At 72.5% G+C, this 19,823-nt stretch carries 17 protein-coding genes; 9 read left to right on the forward strand and 8 right to left on the reverse strand.

Going from position 1 to position 19,823, the window contains the following annotated elements; all coding sequences use genetic code 11:
- Window positions 1–30 precede the first annotated feature (30 nt).
- The 5 genes from OOK34_RS21365 to OOK34_RS21385 all read right to left on the reverse strand — a co-directional run bounded on the left by OOK34_RS21365 (window position 31) and on the right by OOK34_RS21385 (window position 5,809).
- Entirely contained in the window at window positions 31–2,148 is a 2,118-nt protein-coding gene (locus OOK34_RS21365; protein WP_267035463.1) for a hypothetical protein, read from the reverse strand.
- An 86-nt stretch (window positions 2,149–2,234) separates the two neighbouring features.
- Window positions 2,235–2,591, reverse strand: coding sequence for a hypothetical protein (locus tag OOK34_RS21370; RefSeq protein WP_267035464.1), 357 nt, complete (start codon window positions 2,589–2,591; stop codon window positions 2,235–2,237).
- Window positions 2,592–2,984: 393 nt separating this feature from the next.
- Window positions 2,985–4,268, reverse strand: a complete 1,284-nt coding sequence (locus OOK34_RS21375; protein WP_267036849.1) for an MFS transporter — start codon at window positions 4,266–4,268, stop codon at window positions 2,985–2,987.
- A gap of 152 nt (window positions 4,269–4,420) precedes the next feature.
- The gene (locus OOK34_RS21380) at window positions 4,421–5,077 is read right to left on the reverse strand and encodes an MBL fold metallo-hydrolase (protein WP_267035465.1); all 657 of its coding nucleotides are present in this window, start codon (window positions 5,075–5,077) and stop codon (window positions 4,421–4,423) included.
- A gap of 39 nt (window positions 5,078–5,116) precedes the next feature.
- A complete protein-coding gene (locus OOK34_RS21385; RefSeq protein WP_267035466.1) occupies window positions 5,117–5,809 on the reverse strand; it encodes a maleylpyruvate isomerase family mycothiol-dependent enzyme in 693 nt (230 codons plus the stop codon).
- Between the two features lie 189 nt (window positions 5,810–5,998).
- Here OOK34_RS21385 and uvrA point away from each other — a divergent pair, with 189 nt between their 5' ends.
- Window positions 5,999–8,947, forward strand: coding sequence for an excinuclease ABC subunit UvrA (uvrA, locus tag OOK34_RS21390; RefSeq protein ID WP_267035467.1), 2,949 nt, complete (start codon window positions 5,999–6,001; stop codon window positions 8,945–8,947).
- 174 nt (window positions 8,948–9,121) lie between these two features.
- On the opposite strand, the gene OOK34_RS21395 is transcribed toward uvrA, so the two are convergent.
- Window positions 9,122–9,772, reverse strand: a complete 651-nt coding sequence (locus OOK34_RS21395; RefSeq protein ID WP_267035468.1) for an NAD(P)-dependent oxidoreductase — start codon at window positions 9,770–9,772, stop codon at window positions 9,122–9,124.
- 65 nt (window positions 9,773–9,837) lie between these two features.
- On the opposite strand from OOK34_RS21395, the gene OOK34_RS21400 reads away from it, so the two are divergent.
- On the forward strand, window positions 9,838–10,443 hold the full coding sequence (locus OOK34_RS21400) for a TetR/AcrR family transcriptional regulator (RefSeq protein WP_267035469.1): 606 nt from the start codon (window positions 9,838–9,840) through the stop codon (window positions 10,441–10,443).
- Here the strand turns inward: OOK34_RS21400 and OOK34_RS21405 are convergent.
- On the reverse strand, window positions 10,433–11,320 hold the full coding sequence (locus OOK34_RS21405; RefSeq protein ID WP_267035470.1) for a carbohydrate kinase: 888 nt from the start codon (window positions 11,318–11,320) through the stop codon (window positions 10,433–10,435). The genes OOK34_RS21400 and OOK34_RS21405 overlap by 11 nt on opposite strands.
- Before the next feature lie 83 nt (window positions 11,321–11,403).
- Between OOK34_RS21405 and OOK34_RS21410 the strand changes: the two genes are divergently transcribed.
- Window positions 11,404–11,835: a Rieske (2Fe-2S) protein gene (locus OOK34_RS21410; protein ID WP_267035471.1), complete on the forward strand. Its 432-nt coding sequence runs from the start codon at window positions 11,404–11,406 to the stop codon at window positions 11,833–11,835.
- Window positions 11,836–11,862: 27 nt separating this feature from the next.
- Here OOK34_RS21410 and OOK34_RS21415 read toward each other — a convergent pair whose 3' ends face one another.
- The gene (locus OOK34_RS21415; protein WP_267035472.1) at window positions 11,863–12,795 is read right to left on the reverse strand and encodes a hypothetical protein; all 933 of its coding nucleotides are present in this window, start codon (window positions 12,793–12,795) and stop codon (window positions 11,863–11,865) included.
- Window positions 12,796–13,032: 237 nt separating this feature from the next.
- On the opposite strand from OOK34_RS21415, the gene OOK34_RS21420 reads away from it, so the two are divergent.
- The 6 genes from OOK34_RS21420 to whiA all read left to right on the forward strand — a co-directional run bounded on the left by OOK34_RS21420 (window position 13,033) and on the right by whiA (window position 19,734).
- Window positions 13,033–13,653, forward strand: coding sequence for a papain-like cysteine protease family protein (locus OOK34_RS21420; protein WP_267035473.1), 621 nt, complete (start codon window positions 13,033–13,035; stop codon window positions 13,651–13,653).
- Window positions 13,654–13,658: 5 nt separating this feature from the next.
- A complete protein-coding gene (locus OOK34_RS21425; protein WP_267036850.1) occupies window positions 13,659–14,435 on the forward strand; it encodes a hypothetical protein in 777 nt (258 codons plus the stop codon).
- Between the two features lie 250 nt (window positions 14,436–14,685).
- The gene (uvrC, locus tag OOK34_RS21430) at window positions 14,686–16,728 is read left to right on the forward strand and encodes an excinuclease ABC subunit UvrC (RefSeq protein WP_267035474.1); all 2,043 of its coding nucleotides are present in this window, start codon (window positions 14,686–14,688) and stop codon (window positions 16,726–16,728) included.
- Window positions 16,725–17,696: an RNase adapter RapZ gene (rapZ, locus tag OOK34_RS21435; protein ID WP_267035475.1), complete on the forward strand. Its 972-nt coding sequence runs from the start codon at window positions 16,725–16,727 to the stop codon at window positions 17,694–17,696. The genes uvrC and rapZ overlap by 4 nt, the downstream gene beginning before the upstream one ends.
- A complete protein-coding gene (yvcK, locus tag OOK34_RS21440; protein ID WP_267035476.1) occupies window positions 17,693–18,748 on the forward strand; it encodes a uridine diphosphate-N-acetylglucosamine-binding protein YvcK in 1,056 nt (351 codons plus the stop codon). Before rapZ ends, yvcK begins: the two co-directional genes overlap by 4 nt.
- Window positions 18,739–19,734, forward strand: coding sequence for a DNA-binding protein WhiA (gene whiA / locus OOK34_RS21445; protein ID WP_053681599.1), 996 nt, complete (start codon window positions 18,739–18,741; stop codon window positions 19,732–19,734). Before yvcK ends, whiA begins: the two co-directional genes overlap by 10 nt.
- Window positions 19,735–19,823: the final 89 nt, after the last annotated feature.

Below are 19,823 nucleotides of genomic sequence, written 5' to 3' on the forward strand. Positions count from 1 at the left end.
TTGCTCCCGGGCCCGTACCGCTCGCCCCGGCTACATCGGACCGAGGTCGGAGATGGTCTCCGGGATCTCCCGGAGGCTGCGGAGTATCCGGAGCACCCGTGAGGCGAGCTGGTCCGCCTCCGTCGACTCCATCGCGTGGTCCAGGCCCGCCGCCGTGGCCGCCTCCCGCACCTCTTTGACGTTCTCGGCCAGGTCGGTGACGATCTCGGCGGCGGTGGTGACCTGGCGCTCCAGCTCCTGGGTCAGCCGGCGCAGCGCCTGCGTCGGCGTCTCGTCCGGGGCCTCGGCGGACCCCGACGGGGTGAGGACCCCGGACCCCGGCGCCCCGTCCGCGTCGGTCGCCAGCGGGTCGGAGCCGTTGCTCCCGGCGGGGCCCCGCTTGGTGTACGCACGCGTGCCGGACTCCTTCGTGAAGGTCCGGTTGAACCACGCCCGGGTGGCGGTGCCGCTCGTCGGGGCCCCCGCCGCGTCGATCTGGCGGACCCTGCGGTCCCCCTCGTTCATGGCGGCGAAGATCTCCCGCAGCAGGCCCACGGCCGTGACGGGGTTCTTGCGCATCGCCTCGAGGACGTTCGACACGGTACGGCGGACCTTCTGGGCCTCCTTGCCCTCGTCGTCCTCGCGCTGGCCCACGATGGATCCGCGGTCGGCGTCGATGATGTCGAAGGAGGCCAGCCAGTGGGGAGTCCGGAAGAGGAGCAGTTCCTCGAACGCTTCGCGATCGGTGTCTGCCGAGGCGAGCAGGTCCGGAAGCCGGCGGCCGGACAGGGTGACGCCCTTGTAGCCGTGCGCCCGCGAGAGGACCTCCGCGACACGGGGGTTCCACGGGCTGGGGAAGGACTCCGAGGTCAGCGCGGACCACGCCCGGACCCGTCGGTTGATGTCCTTGCCGACGAGCTGGGACGCCGCCGGTTCACCCAGCGCGGACCGGATCTGGGCGCGCTTGGCCGTCTGGGACTGCACGGGGAACAGCTCGGTCAGCAGCCGCATCGACCGGATGTCGCGCAGCTCCGCGGTCGTCGCGTCGGCGGGCAGCTGGGGGAGCTCGGCCACCGGGGCGAGTCCGGCGAGCACGTCGGCCGTCCGGTCGTCGAGCAGTCCCTGGGCGGAATAGGCGCCGAGCACACCGCGTCCCAGGGCCCGCCCGCGGTCATTGGGCCCGAATTCGAGCGGCGGGTGGACGTGGTCGCGGCGATTGCTGCCCTGGACGATGCGGAACAGGCGCTCGGGCGCCGAAGAGCCGATCACCAGGTGTGACTCGACCGAGGCGATCGCCTTCGCGCGGTGCGCCCGGCTGTCGGTGTTTCCCGCCTCCTCGGCGGCGGCGTACTCCTGGTTGAGGAGTTCGGAGAGGGCGGCCAGCCAGAAGCTCGGATTGACCGAGATACGGGTGTCGTCCTGACCCAGCTTCTTGAACGGGACACCGGTGAGCACCTCGGAGGAGGAGACCTCGAAGAGGGCCTGGCGGTACTTCGTCCGGTTGTTCCCGCGCACGGCCATCCAGCCCCAGTACGACGACGGGTAGCGCGAGCGGCCGTCCGGCTGCTCCGGTGGCTCCTCGCTCAGGCCGAAATGCTGTGCCACGTACATGCAGGGCTCGACCTGGCCGTTGAGCGCCAGGTCCTCCAGCAGGTCGTACGTACGCATCCCGTCGTGGTTCTCCAGCGAGTTGGCGGCCCGGTCCACCCTGCCGACCAGCGCGTCACGGGTGGCGGCGGTGCTCTCCAGCGCCGTGAACGTCCGCTCGGAGCCGTCCTCCGTCAGCCGCGCCCACGGCTTCACGCGGGACGGGGCGGGGGAGCCGTGGGGCTGGGCGGGGTTCGCGACGGAGTGCCATTCCGAGCTGATGCGCTCGTTGTGCTCCCAGACGACGCCTCCGACGCCGTGCATGTTCACCGTGGCCAGCATCATCCGGCCGGCGTCGGTGCGCACCCACCGGTAGCGGTCCGGCCGCAGCCGGCGGACGCCGTCCGGTTCGTCCTCGGGATTCGTCAGCGAGTCCTTGGGGCGGACGACGAACGGCGCGATGTTCTCCAGCGCCGCCCGGGGCGCGGTGACGCCCTTGGTGGCCAGGACGGCGTCCACCCACTTCTCTTGCCATTCACGGGTGGGCGGCTGGGGGAAGGGGCCGGGGGGCGGCGTGGACATGGCTGGGTTCTCCACTCTGCGGAACTGGCTCGAAACGGCGATGCCCGGCCTTCGTGCGCCACGGTGCGCACGAAGGCCGGGCAGGGTTACTTCTTCAGGAAGAGCGCCACGACGGCTGCGGCGGCGGCCAGTCCGGCAATGACGACCGTGACCACCTGGATCGGCCAGCGGCGGCTCTCCAGCGCCCTGAGCCGGGATTCGTGGTCCATGATCCGGTCGGAGGAATCCCGGATCCCGTCGAGCTTCGAGGACATGCCGGCGAGGGAGTCCCGCAGGGCCCGCAGATCCGAGTGGAATTCCGCGGCGAGATATCCGGGGGTCTGCCAGGGCTGGGGGAAGAGGACCTGCTGCTGCGGCCCGTACTGGGGGACGAAGGGGCCCACGGATAAGTGCTGGCCGGGCTGGGCCGCCGGAACGGAGGGGTCATCGGGTGCGGGCGTCATGAAGGGTCCTCGGTGCGATGCGTTCGCCACGTCAGGCCGGTCTGGTCCGGCTCGTCCGCCGGCGCCTGGTTCGGGCACCGGGGAGTGGGCTGATGGCCGCACGCACGGCTGGCCGGTAGCCGCCAGCGGTCCGCTGCCGCCTGCTGGCGGTATGAGCCGAACACCGACCGCCTCTCCATGCGCTGCACCCGCCATCTTGACGCTCTGCCGTCTCTCACGAACTTGGCCCGGCAGAGCGCATGTAAGACCTGGCCCTTCAGGTGAATTCCTGCACGGGCTGCGGGAGTTAGGCCCGGCATGAGGCGCGCTCCGTGCATATGAATACACCATCCGGCTCTTACGGGTCCGATATCCCGTCAACTTGCCGTCGGTGTGCGTTCGGCGGCATTGAATTCACACCACCGCCGGCTCGGGCCCCGCCGCCCGGGCGAGCGCCGGCCTGGTTTCCGGGAGCAGGGCGAAGCATCCCAGGCTGACCAGCGAGACCACCGTCAGGTACACCGCCACGCCCCACGGCGGGCCGGAGCCGTCCGCCAGGGCCGTCGCCACGATCGGGGTGAGCGCACCGCCCAGCACGCCGCCCAGGTTGTAGCCGACGGCCGCGCCCGTGCAGCGGATGCGCGGGGCGTACAGCTCGGGCAGGTAGGCGCCCACCACGGCGAACATCGTCACCATCCCGAGCAGCGCGCCGACGCAGCCCAGCGTCATCAGCAGCGGGTCCGCCGTGCTCAGCAGGGCCACGAAGGGGAACATCCACACCGCGCACGCCGCACTGCCGGCCAGGCACATCGGCCGCCGCCCCCAACGGTCGCCGAGCACCGCCAGCGGCGGGGTGACCAGCCCCTTGAGCAGGACCGCCGCCATCACGATGGCCAGCATCACGGTGCGGTCCACTCCGGGGCGCCCGGTGGCGTACGCGAGGGACCAGGTGGTGACCGCGTAGAAGACGGCGTACCCGACCGCCATCGCCCCGCCGGTCAGCAGGAGCAGCCGCCAGTGGCCGCGTACGACCTCCACGAGCGGCGCGTCGGCCTGCCGGCCGGTCTCGGCGAGCGCGCGGAACTGCGGGGTCTCCTCGACCGACCGGCGCAGCCACAGCCCGGCCAGCGCCAGCACGCCGGCCGCCCAGAACGGCACCCGCCAGCCCCACGCGGTGAACTGCGCGTCGCTCAGGGCCCAGGAGAGCGCCAGCGTCAGGCCGTTGGCCAGCAGGAAGCCCACGGCCGGGCCCATCTGCGGGAAGCTCGACCACAGCCCGCGCCGCCCCTCCGGGGCGTGTTCGGCGGTCAGCAGCACCGCCCCGCCCCATTCGCCGCCGAGCCCGAGCCCCTGGAGGAAGCGCAGCAGGAGCAGCAGGACCGGCGCGGCGATGCCGATGGAGGCGAAGGAGGGCACGCACCCGACGGCCACCGTGGCGAGGCCGGTCAGGAGCAGCGAGCCGAGCAGCACCGGGCGGCGCCCGTAGCGGTCGCCGATGTGGCCGAAGAGGGCGGAGCCGAGCGGGCGGGCGAGGAAGCCGACGCCGAAGGTGCCGAAGGCGGCGAGGGTTCCGGCGAGCGGGGAGAAGGAGGGGAAGAAGAGCGGGCCGAGCACCAGGGCGGCGGCCGTGCCGTAGACGAAGAAGTCGTAGAACTCGATGGCGGTCCCGACCAGGGAGGCGGAGGCGAGCCGCAGCATCGAGGGGGAGGAAGGGGCGGAGGAAGGGGCGGGGGACGGGGAGGGGTGTTGATGCATGGTGCAGCAATTACCCCAACCCGCGCCCCCAGGACATGCGTTCGGTCAAGGTCGACCGGAAGGAGTGCATGGCCCCGCGGTCGGGTTGACCGTGGTCACCAGCCGCGCTCGCGCCACTCCGCGAGGTGCGGCCGCTCGGCGCCGAGCGTGGTGTCGTTGCCGTGGCCGGGGTAGACCCAGGCCTCGTCCGGCAGCTGCTCGAAGAGCTTGTGCTGGACGTCGTCGATGAGGCTGGCGAAGGCCTTCGCGTCGCCCCAGGTGTTGCCCACGCCGCCCGGGAAGAGGCAGTCGCCGGTGAACACGTGCGGGTGCCCGTGCGGGTCGTCGTAGATCAGCGCGATCGAGCCGGGGGTGTGCCCGACCAGGTGGCGGGCGGTCAGGGAGACCCGTCCGACGGTGATGGTGTCACCGTCCTCGACCAGGACGTCCGTGGCGACGGGGATGCCCGCCGCGTCGTGGGCGCCCGCGTACGTGCGCGCGCCGGTGGCGTCGACGACGGCCTGGAGCGCGCTCCAGTGGTCGCCGTGCTGGTGCGTGGTGACGACGGACGCGATGCCGTCGTCACCGATCAGGTGCAGCAGCGTGTCCGCCTCGGCGGCCGCGTCGATCAGCAGCTGCTCGCCGGTGGCCCGGCAGCGCAGCAGGTACGCGTTGTTGTTCATGGAACCGACCGCGACCTTGGAAATCATCAGGTCCGCGAGTTCGTGCACGTCGGCCGGACCGCCGACCTTGACCGCTCCGCTGTACGTCATCTCTTGATCCTAGGTGTGTTCGGTCCTGGAGGGGTGTCCCTAGAGCGGGGGGAGCTCGGGCAGCCCCTCGCCCTCCTCGACGGCGAGGTGCGCGCCCGCGAGGCCGCGCCCGGCCAGCCAGCCGACCAGCTCGTCCGCCGGGCCGCTGAGGGTCACCGGGGTGCCCTCGGTGCCGCCCGTGTGCCAGACGCGGTCGCCGTACGTCGTCAGGGTGACCGGCGGGACCTCGGGGCGGCCGGACCAGCGGTCGGCGAGGAAGGCGATCTCCCGGTAGGTGAACTCCTCCGGGAGGTCGGAGAGCTCGTAGCCGATGTTCAGGTCGACGTGGTGCAGCTCGACCTCGACGAGGCGGCGGAAGGGCACGTTCGAGGCGAGGTCGGTGACACCGTTGCGCAGCTCGACCGTGCGCGACCAGTCCTGGTCGCGCTCGGTGGTGGCGAGGAAGCGGGCCCCGGAATCACGGAGGTCCCGCAGGTGTTCTTCCAGGGGCCGGCCGGCGTCGCGCTCGATGTCCGCGTCGCGGGCGGTGCCGCTCTCGTACATGGGGCGGCCCTCGAAGACGTTCACCAGGGCGTCTGCGTTGCGTGCGAGGTGGGCCAGGATGTGGCCGCGGGTCCAGCCCGGGAGGTGTGACTCCTCGGACAGGGAGGCGTTGTCCAGTTTCGCGACCGCGGTCAGCAGCCGGTCCGTGGCTTCACGTACAGATGGCAGGTCGTGCACATGATCAGTCATGAGTCCGAGCGTAGTGGTCGAGGGGCCCGCGCCACACGATCGGGTGAAGCGGTCTCGCGAGTGCCGTAAATCGAATGTGCGTGCTATACGCTCGGAAGTCCAGACCCACTCCACCGCAGAGGCGCCCCCCATACCCTGGACAGCCGGGGCCCGTGGCCCCCGCTTCTCTCAAGAAAGGTGCGGACCGGCGTGACCGACCGTCTCATCGTTCGTGGCGCTCGCGAGCACAACCTGAAGAACGTCTCGCTCGACCTGCCCCGCGATTCCCTCATCGTCTTCACCGGACTCTCCGGCTCGGGCAAGTCCTCCCTGGCCTTCGACACGATCTTCGCCGAGGGCCAGCGCCGCTACGTCGAGTCGCTCTCCTCCTACGCCCGCCAGTTCCTGGGGCAGATGGACAAGCCCGACGTCGACTTCATCGAGGGCCTCTCCCCGGCCGTCTCGATCGACCAGAAGTCGACCTCGCGCAACCCCCGCTCCACCGTCGGCACCATCACCGAGGTCTACGACTACCTCCGCCTGCTCTTCGCCCGCATCGGCAAGCCGCACTGCCCCGAGTGCCGCCGCCCGATCTCCCGGCAGTCGCCGCAGGCGATCGTCGACAAGGTGCTCGCCCTCCCCGAGGGCAGCCGCTTCCAGGTGCTGTCGCCGCTGGTCCGCGAGCGCAAGGGCGAGTTCGTCGACCTCTTCGCCGACCTCCAGACCAAGGGCTACAGCCGGGCGCGGGTGGACGGGGAGACCATCCAGCTCTCCGAGCCCCCCACGCTGAAGAAGCAGGAGAAGCACACCATCGAGGTGGTCGTCGACCGCCTCACCGTCAAGGACAGCGCCAAGCGCCGGCTCACCGACTCCGTCGAGACCGCGCTGGGCCTCTCCGGCGGCATGGTGATCCTGGACTTCGTCGACCTCGCCGAGGACGACCCCGAGCGTGAGCGGATGTACTCCGAGCACCTCTACTGCCCGTACGACGACCTCTCCTTCGAGGAGCTGGAGCCGCGCTCCTTCTCCTTCAACTCGCCCTTCGGCGCCTGCCCCGAGTGCACCGGCATCGGTACGCGCATGGAGGTCGACCCGGAGCTGATCGTCCCGGACGAGGACAAGTCCCTGGACGAAGGCGCGGTCTCCCCGTGGTCGCTCGGCCACACCAAGGACTACTTCCAGCGGCTGGTCGGCGCGCTCGCCGGGGAGCTGGGCTTCCGGACCGACATCCCGTGGGCCGGGCTGCCGCTGCGCGCCAGGAAGGCCCTGCTGTACGGGCACAAGACCCAGATCGAGGTCCGCTACCGCAACCGGTACGGCCGCGAGCGGGCGTACACGACGGCCTTCGAGGGCGCCGTGCCCTTCGTCAAGCGCCGGCACGCCGAGTCCGAGAGCGACGCCAGCCGCGAGCGCTTCGAGGGCTACATGCGCGAGGTGCCCTGCCCGACCTGTGAGGGCACCCGGCTCAAGCCGATCGTGCTCGCGGTGACGGTGATGGAGCGGTCCATCGCCGAGGTGGCCGCGATGTCGATCAGCGAGTGCGCGGAGTTCCTGGGGCAGCTGCGGCTCGACGCCCGCGACAAGAAGATCGCCGAGCGGGTCCTCAAGGAGGTCAACGAGCGGCTGCGCTTCCTCGTGGACGTGGGCCTGGACTACCTCTCGCTGAACCGCGCCGCGGGCACCCTGTCGGGCGGCGAGGCCCAGCGCATCCGGCTGGCCACGCAGATCGGCTCCGGCCTGGTCGGCGTGCTGTACGTGCTGGACGAGCCGTCCATCGGCCTGCACCAGCGGGACAACCACCGGCTGATCGAGACGCTGGTGCGGCTGCGGGACATGGGCAACACGCTCATCGTGGTCGAGCACGACGAGGACACCATCAAGGTGGCCGACTGGGTCGTGGACATCGGCCCCGGTGCGGGCGAGCACGGCGGGAAGATCGTGCACAGCGGGTCGCTGAAGGATCTGCTGGCGAACGGCGAGTCGATGACCGGGCAGTACCTGGCCGGCAAGAAGTCGATCGCCATCCCGGACGTCCGCCGCCCGGTGAACGGTGAGCGAAAGCTGATCGTGCGCGGCGCGAAGGAGAACAACCTCCAGGACATCGACGTGGCGTTCCCGCTGGGCGTGTTCACGGCGGTGACCGGTGTCTCCGGCTCGGGCAAGTCGACGCTGGTCAACGACATCCTGTACACGCACCTGGCCCGCGAGCTGAACGGCGCCCGGTCGGTGCCGGGGCGCCACACCAGGGTGGACGGCGACGACCTGGTCGACAAGGTCGTCCATGTCGACCAGTCGCCGATCGGCCGGACGCCGCGGTCCAACCCGGCGACGTACACGGGCGTCTTCGACCACGTGCGCAAGCTCTTCGCGGAGACCATGGAGGCGAAGGTGCGCGGCTACCTGCCGGGCCGCTTCTCCTTCAACGTCAAGGGCGGCCGGTGCGAGAACTGCTCCGGCGACGGCACCATCAAGATCGAGATGAACTTCCTGCCGGACGTGTACGTCCCGTGCGAGGTGTGCCACGGCGACCGGTACAACCGGGAGACGCTGGAGGTGCACTACAAGGGCAAGTCCATCGCCGAAGTGCTGAACATGCCGATCGAGGAGGCGCTGGACTTCTTCGAGGCGGTGCCGACGATCGCGCGGCACCTGCGCACGCTGAACGAGGTGGGGCTGGGGTACGTCCGCCTCGGCCAGTCCGCGCCGACCCTGTCGGGCGGTGAGGCGCAGCGCGTGAAGCTGGCTTCGGAGCTGCAGAAGCGGTCGACGGGCCGGACGGTGTACGTACTGGACGAGCCGACGACGGGCCTGCACTTCGAGGACATCAGCAAGCTCATCAAGGTGCTGTCCGGCCTGGTGGACAAGGGGAACTCGGTGATCGTCATCGAGCACAACCTGGATGTCATCAAGACCGCGGACTGGGTCGTGGACATGGGCCCCGAGGGCGGGTACGGCGGCGGCCTGGTGGTGGCCGAGGGCACCCCGGAGCAGGTCGCGTCGGTGGGCGCCAGCCACACCGGCAAGTTCCTGCGCGACATCCTGGGGGCGGAGCGGGTGTCGGACGCCGGTGCGCCGCCGGCGCCGGTGACGGTGAAGAAGCGTGCGGCGGCGAAGAAGGCCGCCCCGGCCAAGAAGACGGTCCGCGCCCGCAAGGCGTAGCGGAACCCGGGTACGGGCGGGTCGGGGTGCCGCTGCGCGGAGCGGTCCCCTACCCGCCCTTCCACCGTTCCCAGGGGCTCCGCCCCAGACCCCGCGCCTCAAACTCCCCCAGACTCCGTCTGGGGACCCCCAGGCGGGGCTGAGATCAGCCCCGCCGCGCGGCCCGACCCCCGGTCAGGCGGCGACGCCCAGGGCGTGGCCCGCCGTCGAGGGGTCGGTCAGGGTGGTCAGCAGGGCGTCCGCGACATCGGCCCGGGCGATGACCTTGCCGCCGGGGACGTTGGCGTCGAGGGCGCGGCGGTAGGTCCCGGTGCGGGGCCGGTTCAGCAGGCGCGGCGGGCGGACCACCGTCCACTGGGCCCGGCTCGCGCCGATCGCGGCCTCCATGACCGCCAGGTCCGCGTACAGATCGCGCAGGGCCCGCCGCAGCAGCGGGTAGACCACCCAGCGCACGAGCGCGCCGTCCTCCGGGGCGTCCGGCGCGAGCGGCGCGGCGCTGACCGCGGACAGCCGGCTCACCCCGGCCCGGTCCATCGCGGAGACGATGGCCCGTAGGGCCGGTCCGGCGATCGGGGTCAGCCGGGCCTGCTTGTTGTTGGCGGGGCCGAGGGCCGAGACCACCGCCTCCCGGCCCGCCAGGACGGGAACCAGCGCGTCCTCGTCGGTCAGGTCGGCCACCACGGCCACCCGCAGGCGGTCGTGCGCGGGCACGTCCAGCCGGGCCGGGTCGCGTACCACCGCCGTCACCTCGTGGCCCGCTCCCAGGGCCTGCCGGACCACTTCCCGGCCGACGCCGCCCGTGGCTCCGAACACCGTGATCTTCATCGTGGACCCCCGTGGAAAGTGGTGGGTGAGTATTCACTCACCCTTGTGTCCACTAGGGTGAGTGAATGCCCACCCCGAAGTCAAGCCGCCCCACCCCCGAGCGGCTGCTGGACGCCGCCGAGACCCTCATGCGCACCATCGGCCTCGCCAACACCACCACCAAGGCCATCGCCCGCGAGGCGGGCTGCTCGGAGGCCGCCCTCTACAAGCACTACGCCAACAAGGAAGAGCTGTTCGTGCGCGTGCTGATGGAGCGCACCCCGAACGCCGGGCCGCTCATGACCGCCCTCACCGCCGACCCGGGAGAGGGCGGGGTCGAGGAGGCGCTGGCCGACATCGCCCGCCACGCCTCGCTCTTCTACGCCGAGGCCATGCCGATGGCCGCCTCGCTCTTCGCCGAGCCCGCCCTGCTCACCCGCCACCGCGAGGGGGTCCAGGAGATCGGCGCCGGACCGCACGTGGTCCTCGACGCCCTGGACGGGCGGCTGCGCCGCGAACTCGCCGCCGGCCGGCTCCGGGAGGACGCCGACCCCCGGTCCGCCGCGGCGCTGCTGCTCGGCGCCTGCTTCCAGCGGGCCTTCTTCCTGCACTTCTCCGGCGCCGAGGTGGTCCAGCCGGTCGAGGAGTTCGCCCCGGCCGTCGCCCGGACCCTGTGGGCCGCTATCGGCTGAGCTCCAGCTCGGCCGCGTACGGGGGCTCGGCGCCCGCCCGGGTGCAGGTCAGCGCGGCCGCGCGGGCCGCGTAGGCCAGTACGTCCGGCCAGTGCGCCGAGCCCGGGTCCGCGGCCCCCGCGAGCCGGTGCAGCAGCGCCGCGTTGACGGTGTCGCCCGCGCCGATCGTGTCCGCCACGGCGACCGGGCGGGCGGCCACGCTGTGCTCCGCGCCGTCCGAGGTCCACACCGTCAGGCCCGCCGCGCCCCGGGTGAGCACCACCGCCGCCGGGCCGGCCGCCAGCCAGTCCCCGACCCGGCCGCCCAGCCAGGCCGCGTCCTCCTCCGACAGCTTGAGCACGGACACGTACGGCAGCCAGCCCAGGAACCGCTCCCGGTACGCCGCCGCGTCCGCGATCAGCGCCGGGCGGATGTTGGGGTCCAGCAGGGTCAGCAGCCCGCGCCGCGACTCCCGCCGCAGCAGCGCCTCGTACGCGGACGCGCCCGGCTCCAGCACCAGCGAGCAGGTGCCGAGCGCGAGGGCCCGTACGCCCGGGGGCAGCGCGGGCGGCAGTACGAAGAGGCGGTCGGCGGTCCCCTCGACGTAGAAGCCGTACGCGGCCGAGCCGTCCGGGGCCAGCGAGGGCACGGCCAGCGTGGTCGGCTCGGGCCCGCGCTGCACCAGCGAGAGGTCCACCCCGGCGGCCCGCAGTCCGGCCAGCAGGCTCTCGCCGAAGCCGTCCGCCGACACCCGGGAGCAGAAGGCGACCTCGGCCCCGAGCCGGCCCAGCGCCAGCGCGGTGTTGTACGGCCCGCCGCCGGGCCGGGGCACCAGCGCGCCCGGCGGCCGGTCGACGGGCACGAGGTCGATCAGGGCTTCTCCACCGACGACGATCACGCGGGGGAAGGTATCCCATCGGACGCCGGTATCGTCGGGTGGACCCCGCCCCGGGGCCCGCCACCTCGTGCCAGGAGAACCGCATGTCCGCGTCGCAGTCCGCCGCCCGCCGTACCGTCCTCAAGGGTGCAGCCGCGCTCGCCGGGACCGTGGGCGCGGGGACTGCGCTCTCCGCGTGCTCGACGGAGACCAACAGCGGCGCCGGCAGCCCCGCCGTCCCGAAGGAGCCGGTCGAGCTCGGCGCCGTGACCGACGTCCCGGTCGGCGGCGCGAAGCTCTTCCGCGAGCGCAAGGTCGTCGTCAGCTGCCCGGCGGAGGGCCAGTACAAGGCCTTCAGCGCCCAGTGCACCCACGCCGGCTGCGTCCTGGACAAGATCGTCGAGGGTGAGGGCAACTGCCCCTGCCACGGCAGCCGCTTCGACGTCACCACCGGCAAGGTCCTGCGCGGCCCGGCCACCGACCCGCTGCCGGCCGTCCCGGTCAAGACGGAGAACGGCAGGCTGATCGCCGGTTAGCCGGGGCCGCCACCGGGAGCCGGGAACTCAATCCCAGTCCCAGGCGATGCCCAGGATCCCGCGGCGGACCGTCTGCTCCACCAGGTGCACCGCGCGGTGGCGGCCGCTCGGGGTCAGGTCGCAGAGGGCGGTGCGGGGGGCCTCGGGGCCGGTGCGGGCGAAGCGCCGGCAGCGCACCGGCAGGGCCGCCTCGTCGAAGCGGACCTGGAGCATGTACTGCCCGCCCGCGTAGCTGAAGCCGCGCACGTACTCCGCGCTGCGCCCGCCCGTGCCGTCCTCGATCCCGTATCCGAAGACGTACGTGTCCCCGCGCCGCAGCCGCGCGTCGAACAGCAGCTCCGCCACCACCACCCGGGCCTCCGGGTGGCAGCGCACCCGGCCCGTGCGGCAGTTCTCGTACGCCGCCACCTCCACCCGCGTCGCGTCGCAGCCCGGGTCTCCGTGGTGGATGGCGAGGTAGCGGTCGACGCCGTCGCGGTGGGCCCGGACGATCTGCTGCGACTCCCGCCCGCGCAGCTCACCGTCGGGACCGATGCGGACCCGCTCGTGGTGGCCGACCGAGTGCAGACCGCCGTCCGCCGGGAGGTCCATCCCGGCCAGCAGCTGCTCCACCGCCGCGCCGACGCTCACCAGCGCCCGGTACGAGCGGGCGGCCGGGCGGCCCGGCCCGCCGGTGTGCGCGGGGTCGGCCAGCAGCCGCAGCAGGGCGCCGTCCGGCAGCTCCAGGATCTCCTCCAGGGCGGATACCGCCCGCAGGGACTCGGGGTGGCGCGGCCGGCGGGCCCCCTGCTGCCAGTAGCTGAGGCTGGTCACCCCGAGCTTGATGCCGCGCGCCGCGAGCCGGTGCTGCACCCGGTGCAGGGGCAGGCCGCGGGCGGCGAGGGCGGCGCGCAGGGCGAGGTGGAAGGGGCCGCCGCGCAGCAGTTGACCGAGTTCGGCCGGGTCGCGGGTCGGCCGCATCGCGACTCCTCTGTGAACGTTCACACGCGCCGGGGTGGGGGGCCGGGCCGGTGGTTCGGGGGGACCAGGTGGAACGGCAGTAACCGTTCACACCGCAGCCCCACCGTTCACACTGCAATGTCACCGCGTATTGAAGCGTGTTGACCTGATCGCGACAACACCCCGATGCTCCTCCACAGCGTCCGGACGCGCTCCCCCCCACTTCCCACCTCGGGTCCCCACCTCGGGAGGAACGCGATGCGCAACAGAAACAGACGGCTGCCCCTGGCCGCCCTGCTCTCCGCCCTGCTCCTCGTCCTGCTGCCCGTCGGCGCCGGTACCGCCACCGCCGCCGACGCGGGTACCGGCACCGGCACCGGCACCGAGAGCGCGGCGCTGGCGTACAAGCGGCTCGACATCACCATGCAGGCACAGCAGAAGAACAACTGGTGCTGGGCCGCCGGCGGCAACACCATCGCCACCTGGTTCGGCCGCAACTACAGCCAGAACCAGTTCTGCAACGCCGCCTTCAACCGCCAGCAGGGCACCGAATGCCCCAACAACCAGGCCACCCTGGGCAACGTCCAGACCGCCCTGCGCTGGGCCGGCATCAACTCCGGCAGCTACGTGACCGGATGGCTCCAGTACTCCACCGTGCAGACCGAGATCAACAACAACCGCCCGGTCGAGACCCGCATCCAGTGGTCCAACGGCGGCGGCCACATGCACGTGATCTACGGCTACGACACCGCCAACAGCTGGGTCTACTGGGGCGACCCCTGGCCGTCCAGCGACCGCTACAACTGGGCCTCCCACGCCTGGTACGTGGACAACAGCACCTTCTCCTGGACCCACTCCCTCTACCGGATCGGGGCGTGAGCGCCATGAAGCTGCGCGCCTCCGCCTCCGCCGCGGTCCTCGCGGCCGCCTCCGTACTCGTCCTCGGCGGGCAGGCCTTCGCCGCCGGCCCCGTACCGCAGCCCCAGACCGCCACCGCCGAGAACAGGGCGGCCGCCCACGAGGCCGCCGCGGCCCCCGACACCCTGGCCACCCTCTCCCGGTTCTTCGCCCGCGAGGGGAAGGTCTCGCTCACCGCCGCCCAGCCGCGCATCGAGGGCGAGGCGATCCCCGTGAGCCACCTCTCCCCGGACTTCGTCGCCGGGAAGGCCGGCGCGCCGGTGGCCCGGCTGGAGTTCCTGGCCAGCCGGGCGGTCTCCTCCGACGGCCAGCAGGCGGCCCTGTGGACCGCCAGGACGGAGGCCGGCTGGCAGGTGGTGAACATCGCCACCGGCGACGACGAATTCCGCTACGCGCGGCTCGGCGCCGCGAAGCTCCCCGGCGGGACGGTGTTCCGCGAGCCGCAGATCGACGGTTGGTACGTCACCCAGGGCGACCGGGTCCTGCCGCTGGACGAGGACGCCGTACGGGCCGTGGGCGACCGGGGCACGACGGTGGCCGGGTACCGGGCCAGGGTGACGAAGGCGTACGGGGACAAGCTGCCGGGGTCGGCGTACGCCGACGGGGGCAGGGCGGGGGGCTTCGAATCCCCGGGCGGGGAGTCCGGCGGTTCGCCGGTGGCGGTGACCGCCGGGGCGCTGGCGCTGGGCGCCGCCGGGGGCGTCGTCCTGCTGTTGCGGCGCCGCTCCGCCGCCGGGGCGTAGCCCCGCCCCCCCGTAGGGTCCGGCCGCCGTTGCGGGGCCGGGCCCTGCGGGGCTGGTCCCCTACCCGCCCTTCCACCGTTCCTCCCCCAGCTACCGCTGGGAGGTGCCCCCAGGGGCTCCGCCCCAGACCCCGCGCCTCAAACGCCGGCGAGGCTGGGTTGGGGCGGCGGGGATGGATGGGGCGGTGGGGCCGGGGCGTGGGTCACGGTGGTACGGGTTGTTGTCGGAGCGCGCCAGTAGGGTGGTTGGCATGGCCGACCCTTCCAGCTACCGTCCCGAGCCCGGGCAGATTCCCGACTCCCCGGGGGTCTACAAGTTCCGCGACGAGCACCGCCGGGTGATCTACGTCGGGAAGGCCAAGAGCCTGCGCCAACGCCTGGCCAGCTACTTCCAGGACATCGCCGGCCTGCACCCCCGTACCGCCACCATGGTCACCACGGCCGCCTCCGTCGAGTGGACCGTGGTGTCCACCGAGGTCGAGGCGCTCCAGCTCGAGTACTCCTGGATCAAGGAGTTCGACCCCCGGTTCAACGTCAAGTACCGGGACGACAAGAGCTACCCCTCGCTCGCCGTGACGATGAACGAGGAATACCCCCGGGTCCAGGTCATGCGCGGGCCCAAGAAGAAGGGCGTGCGCTACTTCGGCCCGTACGGGCACGCCTGGGCGATCCGCGAGACCGTCGACCTGATGCTGCGCGTGTTTCCGGTGCGGACCTGCTCGGCCGGCGTGTTCAAGCGCTCCGCGCAGATCGGCCGCCCCTGCCTGCTCGGCTACATCGGCAAGTGCTCCGCGCCCTGCGTCGGCCGGGTCACCCCCGAGGAGCACCGCGAACTCGCCGAGGACTTCTGCGACTTCATGGCGGGACGGACGGGGACGTACCTCTCCCGGCTCGAGAAGCAGATGCACGAGGCCGCCGAGGAGATGGAGTACGAGAAGGCCGCCCGGCTGCGCGACGACATAGGGGCCCTGCGCCGCGCGATGGAGAAGAACGCCGTCGTGCTCGCCGACGCCACCGACGCCGACCTCATCGCCGTCGCCGAGGACGAGCTGGAGGCGGCCGTGCAGATCTTCCACGTCCGCGGCGGCCGGGTCCGCGGCCAGCGCGGCTGGGTCACCGACAAGGTCGAGGCCGTGGACACCGCCGGGCTCGTCGAGCACGCCCTCCAACAGCTGTACGGGGAGGAGCAGGGCGAGTCCGTCCCCAAGGAGGTGCTCGTGCCCGCGCTCCCCGAGGACGCGCCCGCGCTGGGCCAGTGGCTCGCCGAGCGGCGCGGGTCCCAGGTCAGCCTGCGCATCCCGCAGCGCGGGGACAAGAAGGCCCTGATGGAGACCGTCCACCGCAACGCCCAGCAGTCCCTCGCCCTGCACAAGACCAAGCGCGCCAGCGACCTCACCACCCGCTCCCGCGCCCTGGAGGAGATCGCCGAGGCCCTGGAGCTGGACAGCGCGCCCCTGCGCATCGAGTGCTTCGACATCTCCCACCTCCAGGGGGACGACGTCGTGGCGTCGATGGTCGTCTTCGAGGACGGACTGGCGCGCAAGGGCGAGTACCGAAGGTTCCAGATCAAGTCCTTCGAGGGGCAGGACGACGTCCGCTCCATGCACGAGGTGGTCTCCCGGCGCTTCCGCCGCTACCTCCAGGAGAAGCTGAAGACCGGCGAGTGGGCCCCCGAGGAGGGCGAGCCCGAGGGCGGGCCCGAGGACGACGGGCGGCCCAGGCGCTTCGCGTACCCGCCCCAGCTCGTCGTCGTCGACGGCGGGCAGCCCCAGGTGGCGGCGGCCAAGCGGGCCCTGGAGGAGCTCGGGGTCGATGACGTGGCGGTGTGCGGGCTCGCCAAGCGGCTGGAGGAGGTCTGGCTGCCCGGCGAGGACGACCCCGTCGTGCTGCCCCGTACCAGCGAGGGCCTCTACCTGCTCCAGCGGGTACGTGACGAAGCCCACCGGTTCGCGATCCAGTACCAGCGCAACAAGCGCGGAAAGCGCCTGAAGGCGGGCCCGCTGGACGAGGTGCCGGGCCTCGGCGAGAGCCGCAGGCTGGCCCTGGTGAAGCACTTCGGTTCGGTGAAGAAGCTGAGACAGGCGACAATCGACCAGATCTGCGAGGTCCCGGGCATAGGTCGCAAGACGGCGGAGACCGTGGCCGCCGCCCTGGCCAGGGCGGTTCCCGCGGGTCCTGCCGTCAACACGGCGACAGGAGAGATCATTGAGGACGAGGCCCCCGCGCCTACGGGTGGGGGCCCCTCCCAGCGTTGGCTGGGGGAAACATCGTCCGAACGGGGGACCGCGCCATGACCGAGCACGAGACCGAACGCACGACCGAGCACACGACCGAGCACGACCGAGACGGAGCACAGGTGAGTACGGGCACGACGCTGGAGCCCGGCGACAACGCCGAGGCGGCCATTCCCGAGCTGGTGATCATCTCCGGGATGTCCGGAGCCGGCCGCAGTACGGCGGCCAAGTGTCTGGAGGACCTCGGCTGGTTCGTCGTCGACAACCTCCCGCCGGCGCTGATCCCCACCATGGTGGAACTCGGCGCCCGCTCCCAGGGCAACGTGGCGCGCATCGCCGTCGTCGTCGACGTCCGCGGCCGCCAGTTCTTCGACGCCCTGCGCGAGTCCCTCGCCGACCTGGAGGCCCGCGGGGTCACCCGGCGCATCGTCTTCCTGGAGTCCTCCGACGACGCGCTGGTCCGCCGCTTCGAGTCGGTCCGCCGCCCGCACCCCCTCCAGGGCGACGGCCGCATCGTCGACGGCATCGCCGCCGAGCGCGACCTGCTGCGCGAGCTGCGCGGCGACGCCGACCTGGTCATCGACACCTCCAGCCTGAACGTGCACGAGCTGCGCGCAAAGATGGACGCCCGGTTCGCGGGCGACGAGGAGCCCGAGCTGCGGGCCACCGTCATGTCCTTCGGCTTCAAGTACGGCCTGCCCGTCGACGCCGACCTCGTCGTCGACTGCCGCTTCATCCCCAACCCGCACTGGGTCCCCGAGCTGCGCCCCTTCACCGGGCTCAACGAGGAGGTGTCGGGCTACGTCTTCAGCCAGCCCGGAGCCAAGGAGTTCCTCGACCGCTACACCGAGCTGCTCCAGCTGATCGCCACCGGCTACCGCCGCGAGGGCAAGCGCTACGTGACCATCGCGGTCGGCTGCACCGGCGGCAAGCACCGCAGCGTGGCCATGTCCGAGAAGCTCGCCGCCCGCCTCGCCTCCGAGGGAGTCGAGACCGTCGTCGTCCACCGGGACATGGGGCGCGAGTGATCGCACGGACCCCGCGGCTGAGCCGCCTGCGCCGCCTCGCCCCCACCCGGGGCGAGGCGGGCGCACGCCGCTCCGGCCGCCGGCGCGGCGCCACGCCGAAGGTGGTCGCGCTCGGCGGCGGCCAGGGCCTGTCGGCCTCCCTCGCCGCCCTGCGCCGCATCACCGGTGACCTCACCGCCGTGGTCACCGTCGCCGACGACGGCGGCTCCAGCGGCCGGCTCCGGGAGGAGCTGAGCGTGCTGCCCCCCGGCGACCTGCGCAAGGCGCTGGCCGCGCTGTGCGGGGACGACGACTGGGGCCAGACCTGGGCCCGGGTCATCCAGCACCGCTTCCAGTCCGAGGGCGACCTGCACGGGCACGCCGTCGGCAACCTGCTGATCGTCGCCCTGTGGGAGCAGCTCGGCGACCCCGTCCAGGCCCTCGACCTGGTCGGGAAGCTGCTCGGCGCGCAGGGCCGGGTGCTGCCGATGTCGGCGGTGCCGCTCGAGCTCCAGGCCCTGGTCAAGGGGCACGATCCGGCGCGCCCGGAGGAGGTCGACACCGTCCGGGGGCAGGCCACCGTGGCCCTCACCCCGGGCGAGGTGCTCTCCGTACAGGTCGTGCCGGAGGGGCCGCCGGCCGTGCCGGAGGCCGTCGCCGCCGTGCTCGACGCCGACTGGGTGGTGCTCGGCCCGGGATCCTGGTTCTCCTCCGTGATTCCGCACCTGCTGGTGCCGGAACTGCTGGACGCGCTGGTCCAGACGAAGGCCCGGCGGGTCCTCTCGCTGAACCTCGCTCCGCAGCCCGGTGAAACAGAGGGCTTCTCTCCGCAGCGTCATTTGGAGGTTTTGGCCCGACACGCCCCTAAACTCGCCCTGGACGTGGTGCTGGCCGACGAGGCCGCCGTGCCCGACCGCGAGTCCCTCGCCGATGCCGCGAAACGGTTCGGTGCCGCGGTCGAGCTGGCGCCCGTGGCCAGGCAGGACGGCTCTCCGAAGCACGACCCGGAGCTGCTGGCCGCCGCGTACGACCGTATTTTTCGGATGCATGGAAGGATCGGCCCATGGCGATGACGCCCGCGGTGAAGGATGAGATCTCACGCCTCCCCGTCACCCGGACCTGCTGCAGGAAGGCGGAGGTCTCGGCGATCCTGCGGTTCGCGGGCGGCCTGCACCTGGTGAGCGGCCGCATCGTCATCGAGGCGGAGCTGGACACCGGGGTCGCGGCGCGGCGGCTGCGCAAGGACATCCTGGAGATCTTCGGGCACTCCTCCGACCTGGTGGTGATGGCCCCGGGCGGACTGCGCCGGGGCAGCCGCTTCGTCGTACGGGTCGTCGCGGGCGGGGACCAGCTGGCGCGCCAGACGGGCCTTGTGGACGGCCGCGGACGCCCCATCCGGGGCCTGCCCCCGCAGGTGGTCTCCGGGGCCACCTGTGACGCCGAGGCGGCCTGGCGCGGTGCCTTCCTGGCCCACGGCTCCCTCACCGAGCCGGGACGGTCCTCCTCCCTGGAGGTCACCTGCCCCGGCCCGGAGGCCGCCCTGGCCCTGGTGGGCGCCGCCCGCAGGCTCTCCATCGCCGCCAAGGCCCGCGAGGTGCGCGGCGTGGACCGGGTCGTCGTCCGCGACGGCGACGCGATCGGCGCCCTGCTGACCCGCCTCGGAGCCCACGACTCGGTGCTGGCCTGGGAGGAGCGGCGGATGCGGCGCGAGGTGCGCGCCACCGCCAACCGCCTCGCCAACTTCGACGACGCCAACCTGCGCCGCTCGGCGCGGGCCGCGGTCGCCGCCGGAGCCCGGGTGCAGCGCGCGCTGGAGATCCTCGGCGAGGAGGTCCCCGAGCACCTCGCCGCGGCCGGCCGGCTGCGCATGGAGCACAAGCAGGCCTCCCTGGAGGAGCTGGGCGCGCTCGCCGACCCGCCGCTGACCAAGGACGCCGTCGCGGGCCGGATCCGCCGCCTGCTGGCGATGGCCGACAAGCGGGCCCAGGACCTCGGCATCCCGGGCACCGAGTCGAACCTGGACCTCAGCGAGGAGCTGGCCGACAACATGGCCGGCTGACCCGCACCTCCCGGACGTACGCCGTGACGGGCCCGCACGTTCACCCCGTGCGGGCCCGCTCCGTTCCCGTTTGTCCCATTGACATGGGC

The sequence above is a fragment of the Streptomyces sp. NBC_00091 genome, assembly GCF_026343185.1.
Lineage (GTDB): Bacteria > Actinomycetota > Actinomycetes > Streptomycetales > Streptomycetaceae > Streptomyces.

Coding starts and splice junctions, on each gene's coding strand:
- OOK34_RS21365 (WP_267035463.1), bottom strand. CDS start 2,148: ATGTCCACGCCGCCCCCCGGCCCCTTCCCCCAGCCGCCCACCCGTGAA.
- OOK34_RS21370 (WP_267035464.1), bottom strand. CDS start 2,591: ATGACGCCCGCACCCGATGACCCCTCCGTTCCGGCGGCCCAGCCCGGC.
- OOK34_RS21375 (WP_267036849.1), bottom strand. CDS start 4,268: ATGCTGCGGCTCGCCTCCGCCTCCCTGGTCGGGACCGCCATCGAGTTC.
- OOK34_RS21380 (WP_267035465.1), bottom strand. CDS start 5,077: ATGACGTACAGCGGAGCGGTCAAGGTCGGCGGTCCGGCCGACGTGCAC.
- OOK34_RS21385 (WP_267035466.1), bottom strand. CDS start 5,809: ATGACTGATCATGTGCACGACCTGCCATCTGTACGTGAAGCCACGGAC.
- OOK34_RS21395 (WP_267035468.1), bottom strand. CDS start 9,772: ATGAAGATCACGGTGTTCGGAGCCACGGGCGGCGTCGGCCGGGAAGTG.
- OOK34_RS21400 (WP_267035469.1), top strand. CDS start 9,838: ATGCCCACCCCGAAGTCAAGCCGCCCCACCCCCGAGCGGCTGCTGGAC.
- OOK34_RS21410 (WP_267035471.1), top strand. CDS start 11,404: ATGTCCGCGTCGCAGTCCGCCGCCCGCCGTACCGTCCTCAAGGGTGCA.
- OOK34_RS21415 (WP_267035472.1), bottom strand. CDS start 12,795: ATGCGGCCGACCCGCGACCCGGCCGAACTCGGTCAACTGCTGCGCGGC.
- OOK34_RS21420 (WP_267035473.1), top strand. CDS start 13,033: ATGCGCAACAGAAACAGACGGCTGCCCCTGGCCGCCCTGCTCTCCGCC.
- OOK34_RS21425 (WP_267036850.1), top strand. CDS start 13,659: ATGAAGCTGCGCGCCTCCGCCTCCGCCGCGGTCCTCGCGGCCGCCTCC.
- uvrC (WP_267035474.1), top strand. CDS start 14,686: ATGGCCGACCCTTCCAGCTACCGTCCCGAGCCCGGGCAGATTCCCGAC.
- rapZ (WP_267035475.1), top strand. CDS start 16,725: ATGACCGAGCACGAGACCGAACGCACGACCGAGCACACGACCGAGCAC.
- whiA (WP_053681599.1), top strand. CDS start 18,739: ATGGCGATGACGCCCGCGGTGAAGGATGAGATCTCACGCCTCCCCGTC.